At 38.2% G+C, this 13913-nt stretch carries 18 protein-coding genes and 1 riboswitch; of the genes, 15 read left to right on the top strand and 3 right to left on the bottom strand.

Translation table 11 applies throughout. The features are described from left to right. The coding region (locus tag J416_RS06305) for a SidA/IucD/PvdA family monooxygenase (RefSeq protein ID WP_003466969.1) at nucleotides 1-586 on the bottom strand (586 nt) is incomplete at its 3' end. 137 nt (nucleotides 587-723) lie between these two features. On the opposite strand from J416_RS06305, the gene J416_RS06300 reads away from it, so the two are divergent. Then, the gene (locus J416_RS06300) at nucleotides 724-1047 is read left to right on the top strand and encodes a DUF4870 domain-containing protein (protein ID WP_003466968.1); all 324 of its coding nucleotides are present in this window, start codon (nucleotides 724-726) and stop codon (nucleotides 1045-1047) included. A 24-nt stretch (nucleotides 1048-1071) separates the two neighbouring features. Here J416_RS06300 and J416_RS06295 read toward each other — a convergent pair whose 3' ends face one another. After that, nucleotides 1072-1476 carry a FixH family protein gene (locus J416_RS06295; RefSeq protein ID WP_003466967.1) on the bottom strand — a complete coding sequence of 135 codons (405 nt, stop codon included), beginning with the start codon at nucleotides 1474-1476 and terminating at the stop codon, nucleotides 1072-1074. A 201-nt stretch (nucleotides 1477-1677) separates the two neighbouring features. On the opposite strand from J416_RS06295, the gene J416_RS06290 reads away from it, so the two are divergent. The 10 genes from J416_RS06290 (at nucleotide 1678) to J416_RS06245 (ending at nucleotide 9654) form a co-directional block, all read left to right on the top strand. Further along, the gene (locus tag J416_RS06290; protein WP_003466966.1) at nucleotides 1678-2736 is read left to right on the top strand and encodes a DUF3231 family protein; all 1059 of its coding nucleotides are present in this window, start codon (nucleotides 1678-1680) and stop codon (nucleotides 2734-2736) included. Between the two features lie 130 nt (nucleotides 2737-2866). After that, nucleotides 2867-3214, top strand: coding sequence for an ArsR/SmtB family transcription factor (locus tag J416_RS06285; protein ID WP_003466958.1), 348 nt, complete (start codon nucleotides 2867-2869; stop codon nucleotides 3212-3214). Nucleotides 3215-3236: 22 nt separating this feature from the next. Next, complete coding sequence (locus tag J416_RS06280) at nucleotides 3237-4532, top strand: arsenic transporter (protein WP_040513083.1); 1296 nt, start codon at nucleotides 3237-3239, stop codon at nucleotides 4530-4532. A gap of 18 nt (nucleotides 4533-4550) precedes the next feature. Then, complete coding sequence (gene arsC / locus J416_RS06275; protein ID WP_003466956.1) at nucleotides 4551-4970, top strand: arsenate reductase (thioredoxin); 420 nt, start codon at nucleotides 4551-4553, stop codon at nucleotides 4968-4970. 176 nt (nucleotides 4971-5146) lie between these two features. Then, nucleotides 5147-5746 carry an NAD(P)H:quinone oxidoreductase gene (wrbA, locus tag J416_RS06270; protein WP_003466954.1) on the top strand — a complete coding sequence of 200 codons (600 nt, stop codon included), beginning with the start codon at nucleotides 5147-5149 and terminating at the stop codon, nucleotides 5744-5746. A gap of 98 nt (nucleotides 5747-5844) precedes the next feature. Further along, a riboswitch (TPP riboswitch) is annotated at nucleotides 5845-5954 on the top strand. A gap of 79 nt (nucleotides 5955-6033) precedes the next feature. Next, entirely contained in the window at nucleotides 6034-7026 is a 993-nt protein-coding gene (locus J416_RS06265) for an ABC transporter substrate-binding protein (protein ID WP_003466952.1), read from the top strand. Nucleotides 7027-7047: 21 nt separating this feature from the next. Further along, on the top strand, nucleotides 7048-7341 hold the full coding sequence (locus tag J416_RS06260) for an MTH1187 family thiamine-binding protein (protein ID WP_003466949.1): 294 nt from the start codon (nucleotides 7048-7050) through the stop codon (nucleotides 7339-7341). A gap of 44 nt (nucleotides 7342-7385) precedes the next feature. Further along, on the top strand, nucleotides 7386-8156 hold the full coding sequence (locus J416_RS06255) for an ABC transporter permease (protein WP_003466947.1): 771 nt from the start codon (nucleotides 7386-7388) through the stop codon (nucleotides 8154-8156). Further along, a complete protein-coding gene (locus tag J416_RS06250) occupies nucleotides 8153-8887 on the top strand; it encodes an ABC transporter ATP-binding protein (protein ID WP_003466944.1) in 735 nt (244 codons plus the stop codon). The genes J416_RS06255 and J416_RS06250 overlap by 4 nt, the downstream gene beginning before the upstream one ends. Nucleotides 8888-8889: 2 nt before the next feature. Further along, nucleotides 8890-9654, top strand: coding sequence for a TatD family hydrolase (locus J416_RS06245; RefSeq protein ID WP_003466941.1), 765 nt, complete (start codon nucleotides 8890-8892; stop codon nucleotides 9652-9654). A 20-nt stretch (nucleotides 9655-9674) separates the two neighbouring features. Here J416_RS06245 and J416_RS06240 read toward each other — a convergent pair whose 3' ends face one another. Beyond that, on the bottom strand, nucleotides 9675-10424 hold the full coding sequence (locus tag J416_RS06240) for a thermonuclease family protein (RefSeq protein WP_003466938.1): 750 nt from the start codon (nucleotides 10422-10424) through the stop codon (nucleotides 9675-9677). A 235-nt stretch (nucleotides 10425-10659) separates the two neighbouring features. On the opposite strand from J416_RS06240, the gene J416_RS06235 reads away from it, so the two are divergent. From J416_RS06235 to J416_RS06220, 4 genes are all read left to right on the top strand, one after another. Then, nucleotides 10660-11109, top strand: coding sequence for a cupredoxin domain-containing protein (locus tag J416_RS06235; protein WP_003466937.1), 450 nt, complete (start codon nucleotides 10660-10662; stop codon nucleotides 11107-11109). A 325-nt stretch (nucleotides 11110-11434) separates the two neighbouring features. Continuing rightward, entirely contained in the window at nucleotides 11435-12127 is a 693-nt protein-coding gene (locus J416_RS06230; RefSeq protein ID WP_003466934.1) for an RluA family pseudouridine synthase, read from the top strand. Beyond that, nucleotides 12124-13164 carry an LLM class flavin-dependent oxidoreductase gene (locus J416_RS06225; protein ID WP_003466933.1) on the top strand — a complete coding sequence of 347 codons (1041 nt, stop codon included), beginning with the start codon at nucleotides 12124-12126 and terminating at the stop codon, nucleotides 13162-13164. Before J416_RS06230 ends, J416_RS06225 begins: the two co-directional genes overlap by 4 nt. A gap of 69 nt (nucleotides 13165-13233) precedes the next feature. After that, nucleotides 13234-13413: a hypothetical protein gene (locus J416_RS06220; RefSeq protein WP_040513079.1), complete on the top strand. Its 180-nt coding sequence runs from the start codon at nucleotides 13234-13236 to the stop codon at nucleotides 13411-13413. Nucleotides 13414-13913 lie beyond the last annotated feature (500 nt).

Genomic DNA, 13913 nt, shown 5'->3' with positions numbered 1-13913 from the left:
CGACAACAGTAATATGCTTCGCTTTTATCGTTCGATCTTTATGGTATAAATACTGGCTTGAATGATGCACGTTTTCATTGTCTGTTTCATCGATATCAAATGGCACCAAAGGCTTACTCCCCGTGCCCATCACCACATGTTTAGCAAAGTATGACTGATGTGTGGGCACACCCCAATGATAGACCACAACTTCATAATGATCCCCGTGATCGATTACGTCTTGAACTTCAGACTGAAAATGGCATTTTGGCAATTGTTCGGCGACCCATTGTAAATAAGCTGCATATTCATTTCGCGGCATTTCTAATTTATGAAAGAAGAAAAATTTATATAAGCGATTGTGCTGATGTAAGTATTGTAAAAAGGAAAAACGACTCGTTGGATTCGCAAAGGTAACTAAATCTGCGAGGAAGGATACTTGTAAGTCGGCACCATGAATAAGCATACCAGGATGCCAGGAGAATTGGCCATTTTGATCAAAGAAAATTGTTTTTAGATTCCCACGTTCCTCTGTTAGTGCTGCTAAGCCCAAATTATAAGGCCCGATACCAATTCCGATCAAATCATACATCATCTGATTTTGCATAAGACACCCTCATTTTAATAAGTTATTTTTATTATATCCAATCTAACCATATTTATTGAAGGAGACGGGGTATATATTACGACTAATGACAATAAAGTGAATTATGATACAATAAAAACAGAAAGTGGGGTGAAAGAATGAATGCTAAAGATGAAGGATTATTAGCCATGCTCATTTATTTAACTAGTTTTTTTACGACGGTTATTGGACCGTTACTAATTTGGTTAATCAAACGAGAAGAATCGGAGTTAGTTGATTTTCATGGTAAGGAATATTTGAATTTTGCTATTTCAATTGCAATTTATTCAATTGTTTCAGCGGTATTTATGCTCGTTATTATCGGATTTTTCTTGATTTTTGTTGTCGGACTTTTGGCACTTATTTTTACGATTATTGCTGCGGTAAAAGCATATCAAGGAGAGAAATATCGGATTCCAATTTCAATACCATTTATCAAATAAAAGCAGTGTGATTTCACACTGCTTTTATTCGTTGATCGTAATTGATTTCTTTGGCATGGTATGATAGCTTTCTGCAGTTGTATGTGCATAAATTTCGTACGTTCCTGCTTGATCAAATGTCACTTCTGCTGTATATACCCCTTCACCTTGAGGAGAGGATTCAACAGTTGTGGTATTTTTTGCATTTTCGACGTTCCAATATTCAAAGTTCATTTCTTCAGCATCTTCGACGGGTTCCCCACCATAAGTGACCGTTGCTTCTAATGTTACTTTTTCTCCAGTACGAGCTTCTTCGGGGAGTTTAAAGGCTACTTCTAATTTCTTTAATTCATCTTCTTGCTCGTTTTCATTCGACGCTGAATTGTTTTGCTCGCTACAACCAACAAAAGCGATTATACTCACGCATACAATGAATAACCATTTTTTCATTTCATGCCCTCCCAAATTGTTTTACAACTACATCTTATTATAGCGAATTTAGGACAGGAAGCAATGAACGTTATATGACGATTGATAAATGTAAATAAATCATTTTTCTCTTTTTAATAAATAGGTTGACGTGTTCTGAATGTTTAAAATTTGATCTATTACAAATGCTATATTCTAAATATAATATTTAGGAGGAAAAGCATGGATTCGAGCGGTTCTTCAGAACAAATGAAAGAACATCAAAAGCATAGACCGTTAACTTCTGCAGAATTAGGTGATTTGTTTGCAAATTATCTAGGCGATTCTTTATTTTATTGTGTTTTTACGCACCATTTGGAAGTTGTCAAAGATAAAGAGATAAAAGTGTTTATTGAATCAAATCTAGCATTAACGAAGAAACATCTGTCTTTTCTCCGGTATTTGTATCAAAATGAGCAAATACCAGTACCTGTAGGGTTTGGTGAGGAAGATATTCGAAAAGAAGCACCTGCATTGTTCAGTGATCTTTTTATGGTTTTTTATATAACAGAAATGTCTAGAGCTGGTGTAATGACATATGGTAATGCACTTTCTACTTCATCAAGAAGTGACATTATCGAATATTTTGAAATGTGTATACGGGAAACAATGAACATATATAAAGAAGGGATAAACCTTCTCTTGTCCAAAGGGATGGATATTGCACCACCCAACATTCCTTATCCCAAAAAAGTTGATTTTATTGAAGATCAGTCATTTATTTCGTATTTTTCAGGAAAATTAAGACCATTAACTGGATTAGAAATTAAACATTTACAAATTAATGTAAACACGAATGTCTTAGGGAAAGCATTATTACTGGGATTTAGTCAAGTCACTTCGTCAGAACAGTTAACGAAATATTTTAAACAAGGATCTAAAAGAGCTGAAAAACAAATTAATAAACTTGGCGCTTTTTTAATGAAGGAGAATTTACCCACTCCCAAATTGCTTGATACCCACATTACGGACTCAACGATTCCGCCATATTCGGATAAGCTTATGTTGTATCACACCTCATTAGCAAGCAAGATAGGGATTGAAAATTTTGGAATAGCACTATCGAATGTGTTTAGACACGATTTACACATGAAATTTGCATCGTTAACGGCGGGAATAGCCAAATATCTGGATGATGGTATGAATATTTCAATATGTAGAGGTTGGTTGGAAGAACCGCCAACTGCAGCAGATCGTGATAAACTATCAAAAAAAGAATCAGGTCGATCAACAGAAGAGTAGGGTTTAATGTTAAGTTCGGAGATGCTTCATTAGGGGGTGTCTCTTTTTTTGTGAATTTGAAAAATCATTTGAACATATAAGTAAATTGTTATATGATTATGTAGCATTCATATCGAAATGAGGGATGTATATGAAAATAGATCAAATGTTAGATATGTCGCAAGTCACAAAAGTTTTAAAACTTTTAAGCGATAAAACAAGATTGACGATTGTGAAATTACTAGAAAATCAATCTTTTTGTGTGTGTGAGTTTGTCGAGATTTTTTCTATGAGTCAGCCATCAATCAGCCAACATTTACGTAAATTACGTGATGCAGGTCTTATTCAAGAAGAACGAAAAGGGCAATGGATGTTCTATTCCTTAAATAAAGAAAGCGAATCGTATGATTTTCTTCTGTCCATTTTAGAGAAATTGCCCAGTCAAGAAGAGAAATTCATTGAATTAGAGAAAAAGGGGACACGAATCAATTGTTGTTAGGATGTCATGAGGGGGAGTTTATTTGTTTGATGTGATAGTAGCGGTTGGTATATTTCTCGTTACATTAATATTTGTTATATGGCAACCGAAAGGTTTATCGATCGGCTACTCAGCATGTGGCGGTGCAATGATCGCTTTATTAGTGGGTGTAGTCGGAATGCAAGATGTTTGGGAAGTAACAAGCATTGTCTGGAATGCGACACTTGCCTTTGTAGCCATTATTTTAATTTCATTAATTTTAGACGAGATTGGCTTTTTTGAGTGGGCAGCCTTGCATATGGCACGTATCGCACATGGTAATGGTGTAAGGATGTTTGTCTATGTCAGTTTGCTAGGTTCAGTAGTGGCAGCTTTCTTCGCTAATGACGGTGCCGCGTTAATATTGACCCCCATTGTGTTAGCGATGGTGCGAAATTTGCAATTGAAAGAACAGATGGTATTTCCATTTATTATGGCCAGCGGTTTTATTGCGGATACAACATCGTTACCTTTTATTGTAAGTAACCTCGTCAATATTGTATCAGCAGACTTTTTTGAGATTGGATTTATCGAGTATGCATCACGCATGGTGATTCCGAACTTGTTTTCTATCATAGCGACGATCACCGTTTTATATGTCTATTTTCGTAAAAACATTCCGAAAACATATCCGTTCGAACAGCTCAAGCGGCCAGCTGATGCGATTGGTGATTTGAAAATGTTTCATCTCTCTTGGTATGTGTTAGCCGTACTATTAATCGGTTATTTTGTTAGTGAGTTTATTGCCATCCCAGTATCTATTATTGCTGGTGTTATAGCCATTTTCTTTCTATTTATGGCAAGAAATAGTTCAGCGGTTCATACGGCTTCAGTTGTTAAAGGGGCACCATGGGAAATTGTCTTTTTCTCGATCGGTATGTATGTCGTTGTTTATGGATTACGCAATGCTGGCTTAACCGATGTATTAGCACAACTCATTCAATGGAGTGCAGACCAAGGTTTGTTTAGTGCAACGATCGGGATGGGATTTTTAGCAGCTATATTATCATCGGTTATGAATAATATGCCAACCGTTATGATTGATGCGCTGGCCATAGCCGAAACGAATACGTCAGGTGTGTTAAAAGAAGCGCTGATTTATGCGAATGTGATCGGTTCAGATTTAGGGCCAAAAATTACCCCGATTGGTTCATTAGCAACGTTGTTATGGCTACATGTATTAGCCCAAAAAGGTGTAAAGATTTCTTGGGGTACGTATTTTAAAACAGGTATTATATTAACCATCCCCATTTTATTTGCAACACTTGTTGGATTGTATGTTACATTATTAATTTATTAACGAAAGGTGAGAAAGATAATGGCGAAAAAAACGATTTACTTTTTATGTACGGGAAATTCCTGTCGTAGCCAAATGGCAGAAGGATGGGGGAAAAAATATCTAGGTGACGAGTGGAATGTGTATAGTGCTGGTATTGAAGCACACGGACTCAATCCAAAGGCAGTAGAAGCAATGAATGAAGTCGGTATTGATATATCGCATCAACAATCAGAAAAAATCGATCCAGCCATTTTAAATCATGCTGATATGGTTGTCACTCTGTGCGGAGACGCTCGTGACAAATGTCCAGTCATCCCTTCGAATGTTCGTAATGAGCATTGGGGCTTTGATGATCCAGCAAAGGCTAAAGGGACTGAGGATGAAAAATGGGCAATGTTTCAACGTGTACGTGATGAGATTGCGGAAAGAATAAAAACATTTGCTGCTACAGGGAAATGAGACAGTTGCTACGGCAGCTGTTTTTTTACTTAGACGATGATATTTTTTAAGCAATTATCTTGAATTAAAGATAATGAATACGATAATATATGTAGGGTGCTTTTCTTCATGTATGATATTCACATGTTTTGGGGAAAAGAAAACTGATAAATCATGTAAAAAAAGGAGATGTCAATATGGCAAATGTAGCGGTTATTTATTATAGTTCAACAGGTACGAACTATCAAATGGCAAATTGGGCAGCGGGTGCTGCGAAAAACGCAGGTGCAGAGGCGAAAGTCGTACGTGTACGCGAAACAGCACCAGAGGCAGCCATCAATTCAAATGAAGCATGGAAAAATCATTTAGAAGAAACAAAAGATGTACCTGTAGCAACTTCTGATGATATTGAATGGGCCGATGCAATTATTTTTGCGATGCCAACACGTTTTGGAAATCTGCCAGCACAAATGAAGCAGTTTTTAGATGAACAAGGTGGTTTGTGGGCAACTGGTAAAACGGTAAATAAAGTAGTTTCTGGTATCACTTCAGCTTCTAACGCGCATGGTGGACAAGAAGCGACAGTTCAAGCTCTCTATACATCCATGATGCACTGGGGAACAATCATCGTATCTCCTGGTTATACAGATGACAGTATTTTTGCTGCCGGTGGTAACCCTTATGGTACGAGTGTAACCCAAAGCCAAGAAGACGGCTCAATGGTTGAAGATGTAGAAGCTGCTGTGAGACATCAAGCCCATCGCGTTGTCGAAATTACAAATAAAATTCACGGCTAACAATCTCGAATGGATCTTCTTATCATGAAGAAGGTCCATTTTTTTGACTTGATAAAACGGATGAGATATGTCACAGTGTATATTGTACAATTATAAATGTTTGCATGTAGGGGGACCGGTGTTGCCGGTTGAGATTGTATCCGTAAGATACTGACCCTTAGAACCTGAACTGGTTAGAACCAGCGTAGGGAACATATGAGATGATGAAATCGATTATGCGCCCTAGGCTTTTGTCTAGGGCTTTTTCTTATATGTTCCTCGTTTCAACATAAGAAGGAGGAAAAAGAATGAAAAAAGCAATCATTATTTTATGTAGTTTAGTCGTTTTAGCGGCTTGTTCCGCTAATCAAGAAGAGGGACAAAAGAATGGAAGTAGTGATGAGTTAACCGAAGTGACTTTTGTTTTGGACTGGACACCAAACACGAATCATACGGGATTATATGTAGCGAAAGACAAAGGGTACTTTAAAGAACAAGGACTTGATGTCGAGATCATAACACCAGGTGAAACAAGTGCGGATAAAATCGTCGCTTCTGGTGAGGCTCAGTTTGGTATTAGCGCACAAGAAAGTGTGACGGAAGCACGCGTTCAAGATATACCGATCGTTTCCATTGGTGCGGTCATTCAACATAATACGTCTGGCTTTGCAGCACCAGTTGAAAAAAATATTACGTCACCAGCGGATTTTGCTGGAAAAACATATGGCGGCTGGGGTGCGCCAGTAGAATCAGCGGTCATTGATTCTTTGATGAAGCAAGAAGGAGCTTCCGTTGAAGATGTTAAGATTACAAATATCGGGAATACGGATATTTTTACTGCTTTTGAGCGTAATATCGATTTTGCTTGGATTTACTATGGTTGGGATGGTATCGAAGCAGAACTCCGTGGCATTGATTTAGAAATGATGTATTTAACAGATTACTCGGAAAAACTAGACTACTATACGCCCGTGATTACGACGAATGAAACGATGATCAATGACAACCCAGAAACTGTACGGAAACTAATGAAAGCCGTAAGCAAAGGATATAAGTTTGCAATTGATCAACCAGAAGAAGCAGCCGATATTCTAATTGAAGCGGCGCCAGATTTAGATGAAGAATTAGTAAGAGAAAGCCAAAAATGGTTGTCACCTAGATATCAAGATGACGCTGAACAATGGGGCATCCAAACGGAAGAAGTATGGTCCAATTATGCGGATTGGATGTATGAAAATGATTTACTAGATTCTAAGTTAGATGTGAATGGGGCGTTTACCAACGAATTTTTACCAGAATAACACCGAAAGGAGTGCATCACGATGGCAAATGCATTAGTCAGTGTTCAAATTATACCGAATACACCAAATGGAGAAGACGTAATTCCGTTTGTTGATGAAGCTATTCAAGTCATTGAAGCAGCCAATGTAAAGTATCAAGTCAATCCACTAGAAACAACGATGGAAGGTGAACTTTCGGAATTATTACAAGTGATTGAGACCATGAACCAAAGGATGCATGAATGGGGTTGTGAGAGCAATATTCTGCAAATTAAGGTTTATTCACGAAAAGATGAGCAAGCATCGATGGATGATTTAACGCAAAAATATCGCTAACTAGTACAATGTTATGAACTGGATGAAAAAAGGGGGGCAACTTTATGAAAAACTGGTTCCATCAGGCATGGCGTCCAGCGCTCGTCATGTTTGTTATCTTGGTCGGATGGGAATTTGCATGTCGTATGTTTCAAGTTCCTTCTTGGTTGCTCCCAACGCCAACAGAAATTGGCGTAGAAATTGTGCAAGGTTGGCGTGATTATCATCATCACGTGTTGTCAACTGTTCATTTGACGTTGGTCGGTTTTGTCATTGGGGTCAGTGTTGGGATAATGGTTGCCGTCATGCTGCACCTTTTACCGAAAGTTCATCAAGCGGTTTATCCGTTAATGATTTTATCGCAAAATATTCCGATTATTGTACTAGCACCTTTGTTAGTCACTTGGTTCGGATTCGACGATTTACCCAAACTTATCATCATTACGCTTGTTTGTTTTTTTCCAATTGCGGTCAATATGATCGATGGCTTGAAGCGAACGGATCAAGATTTAATCCATTATATGAAAATGGCTGGTGCTCAGAAACGACAAATTTTCACGAAACTAGAATTCCCTTATTCATTGCCGTCCATGTTCTCTGGTTTAAAAATATCAGCGACATATAGTGTGATGGGAGCTGTTATTTCTGAGTGGCTTGGCGGTAATCGCGGAATTGGTGTCTATATGACGTTAGCTTCTTCATCATTTCGCACGGATCGGGTATTTGTTGCGATTTTTATTATCATGGTGCTTTGTATGGTATTTTTCGGGTTGATTTTATTAGCTGAGAAATTGCTGATTCGCTCACAGTCCAGCGGAAAGGAAGACCAATCATGAGTGTATTAGATATTCAGTCACTGACTAAGGATTTTGGACCCCAAACGGTGTTACAAGGTTTAAATCTACACGTGGCAGAAGGTGAATTCGTATCCTTGCTTGGCCCATCTGGAAGTGGTAAGAGCACTGTTTTTCATTTAATTGGAGGATTACTTCAACCCAATCATGGAACGATTTATTTAGATGGAGAAAACATCAATGGACAGACAGGATCGATTAGTTATATGCCACAGAGCCCGTCACTATTTCCGTGGCGAACGATCATCGAAAATGTCATACTTGGTGCAGAACTTTTTGGAAAACCAGACAAGGAAAAAGCGAAACAAATGCTTCAACGTGCTGGTTTAGGTGATTATATCGATGCATATCCTGCTGAACTTTCGGGTGGGATGCGCCAACGAGCGGCATTTGTGCGTAGTTTACTGAGCCCGCAATCATTTATTTGTTTAGATGAACCGTTTTCGGCATTGGATGAATTTACGCGTGTCGACATGCAAAAATGGCTTTTATCCATATGGGAAGAAGAGCGTCCGTCCGTATTATTTGTGACTCATAATATTGAAGAAGCGATTTTTTTGTCTGATCGTATCCTCGTGTTGAGTGAAAAACCCGCAAATGTAATGGAGGAAATAAATGTTACGTTTGATAGACCAAGGTCAGAAGATGTGATGTTAACGAATGATTTCATAGCAATGAAAAAGCAAATCTATCAAACATTAAGAGGTGAATGAAGATGATCGATGCGCATATTCATCTAGATTGGTATCAACCAGACGAGCAAGATTTATTATTACAAGAGTTCGAGCAGTATGATATACGCAAGGTGATAGCTGTTGCGAGTGATTTAGATTCTTGTCAACGCGTGTGGCAATTACATCAACAGGATCAACGCGTTTTTCCGGCATTTGGTTGGCATCCAGAACAGTCGTTGCCATCGAGAAAGGAAATGGATCGAATCATTGAATGGATTGACACCTATCAGTCTGAGATTGTCGCTGTGGGAGAAGTTGGTCTTCCGTATTATAAAAGAAAGAAAGAACCTCGTATTGATTTACCATCTTATATTGATTTATTCGAGCGTTTTGTTCAGGTGGCCAAAAGGTGTAATTTACCGATTGTGCTTCATGCGATTTATGAGGATGCGGACGTTGTGTGTGATTTGTTGGAAAAATACCAGATTGAAAAAGCCCACTTTCATTGGTTTAAAGGTGACATGAAAACCGTAGAACGAATCCAGCAGAACGGCTATATGATTTCGGTCACGCCTGATTGTGTATATGAAGCCGAAATTCAAAAATTAATTGATCATTATCCAGTTTCACAGTTGATGGTGGAAACGGATGGTCCATGGCCATTTAAAGGGCCATTTCAAGGCGAAATGACCCATCCGAAAATGATGTCTCAATCGATTCATACCATTGCTAATATAAAAAAGATGACTGTTGATGAAGTCGATAAGCAATTGGAAGAAAATACAAACCAGTTTTTTCGTTTCTAACGACTAATGGTGTGTGCCGTTTATTCACAAGCGACACCGTCACCATCACGGTCAAGATGGGTACCATAACCTTCATCGCCTTCGTATAGTGGTGTGACACCAGCTTTTCTTGCTTCACTACAATTGCTATAGGATGCTTGCGTATGTTCAGAAGTATCTGCATCCGTTTCCCCATTTTGTTGAAATCCTTCTTCATGGACGTAGTTGTCGATACTCCATATACCTTTTTCGGCTTCTTTGGCGCGATTTTGCGCTTTCATCATGTCATCGGCATGTGTATATGGCGGATCATAAACGTAAGCATATCGTGCAAGACCTTCTTCTAATAAGCGTTTGTTAAAATTCTCACCATTTATCCATATGTAAGCGAGCAACCGGTCATAGTGATCTCGCTTCGGCCCATCAAATTCTAATTGAACGTTCTCTCCAGTAAGTATTTCTTTAGCAAAAGCTGATGCCTCGGGACCAAACGGTTGCACCGGTAAATCGGGGTGCTTCGTTTCAGGTGTATCGACCAATAATAGACGAACACGCTCTTCATTACCATTTCGATTCACCTCAATTGTGTCGCCATCAACGACTCTTGTTACTTGTGCAGTGATGACATTTTCATTTTCAGATGATGGTGGTATCTTTTGTGTTGTTTCATGATTTTGATGCTGAGTCTGATGAGAGACCTCTGCTTGATTGGTATCTTCGGTAGCTGTTCCACAACCAGTTAGTAATAAAGGTACTAAACATAAGATACCGAATAATCTAGCGCTGTTCATTCTGTTCACTCCTTGATGTAAGCTAGCCCTCAGTTTACTATATGTAATGATGATAGGAAAGAATCTTTTCGCCATCCTATTGCATATCAATAGACGCACTTCAACGTGGTGATCACTCATTTTTGAAACTTTTGTGACAACGCAGTATATTGTTCGTCTTCTGTCATGAGGTATGTTTATAATGAAAATAGGAAATGATGGATAAAAAACATTTCTAAGAAAAGGAGTTTTTTATATGAAAAAAATCTTGTTTAGTTTAGTTGCATTGACACTTGTTGTACTGTTAACAGCATGTGGCGGTGGAGAAAATAATAATGACACAGGTAATGGCGATAACGGTAATGAGACAGCGACTGAAAATAATGATCAAACGGATAATGAAGGTAATGATAGTGAGGAAACGGATGACGGTAATGAATCAGCTTCGAACAACGGTACGATCGATATTACCGCAAGCAATTGGAAGTTTGATCAAGAAGAGTACACAGTGGACGCAGGTGATGTTACTGTACAGTTAACGAATGAAGAGGGGTTGCACGGTATTTCAATTGAGGGGACAGATATTTCGATTGAAGGTGATGGTTCAGACTCTGCCAACTTAGAACCTGGTGAATATACGATCCGTTGTAGCATTCAATGCGGACAAGGCCATTCTGATATGGTAGCTACCCTAATCGTACAATAATCGTCAAAAGGACTGCCCATCAAGGTAGTCCTTTTTCTTTTGTAATGAACTTGTGTTACGATAATGATACTTATGAAATAGTTGTTAGATGAAGGCACTTTGTTACGATAATAATAGAAAAAAGTGTCTTCATTCTACTTATGAAGACAAAAAGTTGCAGAATATCATGTAAAAAGTGTCCTCATTAGGCGAATGAAGGCAGTTTTTTATTAAAATCAAAGAAAAACTGCCTTCATAACGTTCATGATGACAAAAAATTTGTGATTTTTTCATAAAAAGTGTCTTCATTGATCAGTGATCATTTCTACAGAAGGGTGTCAATACAATGAATGCTACCATCTTATATGAAGATAACCACATAATGGTTGTCGAGAAACCGGTAAATGTACCGGTGCAAGAAGATCAAAGCAAAGATCAAGACCTATTCAATCAGTTAAAGGAACATATTAAAGTTCGCGATCAAAAACCTGGAAATGTTTACTTAGGATTGGTGCATCGATTAGATCGACCAGTTGGTGGTGTCATGGTGTTTGCTAAAACGTCCAAAGCAGCATCCAGATTATCAGATACGATTCGAAAAAATGAACTAGAAAAGCAGTATCTAGCGATTATTCGTGGAAAGCCAGATCAAGATGGTACACTTGTTGATTATATCATTAAAGATCGTCAAAAAAATCTCGTACGTACGGCTTCAAAAAAAGAAACACAAGCGAAAAAAGCGATACTAGATTATCAATTGCTTGCTTCATCAAACGGATTAAGTCTTGTAAAAGTCAACTTACATACGGGGAGACCACACCAAATTCGTGTCCAATTTGCGTCAAGGAATTATCCGTTATATGGAGATCAAAAGTATGGGCAAAATGTAAATAAACCTGGTCAACAAATTGCTTTATGGTCTCATCAACTTGCGTTTACGCATCCCGTACGAAAGACTGAAATACGTATGACATCTTATCCACCTGAAGCCTATCCGTGGTCATTATGGTCGGAAATGCTGAAGGGGGGAGAAAAATGAGTTCATTCGAATTCGGTATCTCCACGTTAGCGGAACGACTGAAAGATCCGCATACGAATCAAACACCAAGCTTTCAAAAACGAATCGCTGATATTGTGAAAATGGGTGAATATGCAGATCAAGTAGGGCTTGACTTCTTCGGTGTCGGTGAGCATCATCGGTTGGATTATGCAGTAAGTGCTCCGCAAATGATATTAGCAGCGATTGCCCAAGGGACCAACTTCATCCGTTTATCGGCATTAACGACGATTTTAAACACATCTGATCCTGTTCGAATTTATGAGGATTTTGCTACACTTGATCTTTTGTCCAATGGACGAGCGGAAATTACAGCCGGAAGAGGCGCGTTTGTTGAATCGTTTCCGCTGTTTGGCTATCAAGAAAAAGATTATGATGCATTGTTTGAAGAGCATTTACAGTTACTATTGCAAATCAAGCAAAACGAACGTGTGTCTTGGAGTGGAACATTCCGTCCATCTTTAGAACGCGCCGAAATATCCCCACGTGTCCCTTCTTCTAACTTGCCAGTATCCATAGGAGTTGGGGGAACAGTTGAAAGTGCAGAACGAGCAGGGGCATATGATTGCGGATTAGCGATATCGATGTTTGGTAACAACCCATACCGTTATCAAAAGCTTGTTCAAGCCTATAATCAAGCACTGTCGCCATTAAGTCAACCGAATATCTCGATTCATGCGCATACTTTTATCCGTGAAACGAAAGAAGAATTAGAAGAAGAATTTTATCCGTATTACGGGAATCATTGGGAGCATATAACGAATCAAGGAATTGGTGGATCAATGGGTGCAGCAAGAACCGATTTAGAATTTATCAGAAGTAAAGAATCGGCTTTATTTGTTGGTACCCCTGCTGACATTATTGATAAAATTTTATATCAATATGAACAATTTCGCCATCAGCGTTTTGTCGCACAGGTTGATTTCGGTGGTCAGCCACTGTCAATGGTACAAAAAACGACACGATTGTTAGCAGAGCGAGTTGCCCCACAAGTAAAACAAGTGCTAGCAGATCGATAAAACTATGATAGTGTTAACGTTTTTGATAAACTAAGTATTAATGAAAGCGTTTAAATAAGGAGGGTGATGATGTACTATAACAAAATACGCATTCCGTTATTAACGATACTCGTAGTCATGATGATTTTAGATTTATCAAATGTGATCCATGTGCCAGCATATGTGATTATTATCATAGCGGTAGCTCTAATTATTTACAATATTTATATTCGCAAGAACGCTCAACAACCTCGCAATAAGAGAGACTGATCACCGGGAATTAGATATGTCATAGAAGTCACCAGTTAAAGTGGCTTCTATGAATAGAATTGAATGATTGCTGAAAGCATTTCATAATACTCATATAAACCAATGCTATCTTTATTACGTTAATCATCCTACTCTTCCGAAACCATATTAATCTTCACTACGATGTTTTTATAGTCATTATAATTCCTATGATTAATTCTAAAATTGCTAAACCTAATACATATAGACCAATTGAAGGAAGCGACAAAATTCCTAATACAATATGGACGACTGTGGAAACATATAGACCTATCGGTTTTTTTGCAAAAACACTATAAATTGCATAGAATAATACAGCCACTATAACTCTTACACAAGCCAAGCAGTCCCAGACATATAATTTTCCTCCCTCAATAAATTAATTTTTTCTTAGAATATCGCCATTTTCCTTTGATTTTCAGATGATTCAAAATTAGGTTGAGACTGGTAGTTGGATGGCCGTCCAACTACATTAATCGGAT

It is taken from the genome of Gracilibacillus halophilus YIM-C55.5, from assembly GCF_000359605.1.
GTDB lineage: Bacteria > Bacillota > Bacilli > Bacillales > Amphibacillaceae > Gracilibacillus > Gracilibacillus halophilus.
This window is presented reverse-complemented; position numbering and strand designations above follow the sequence as displayed.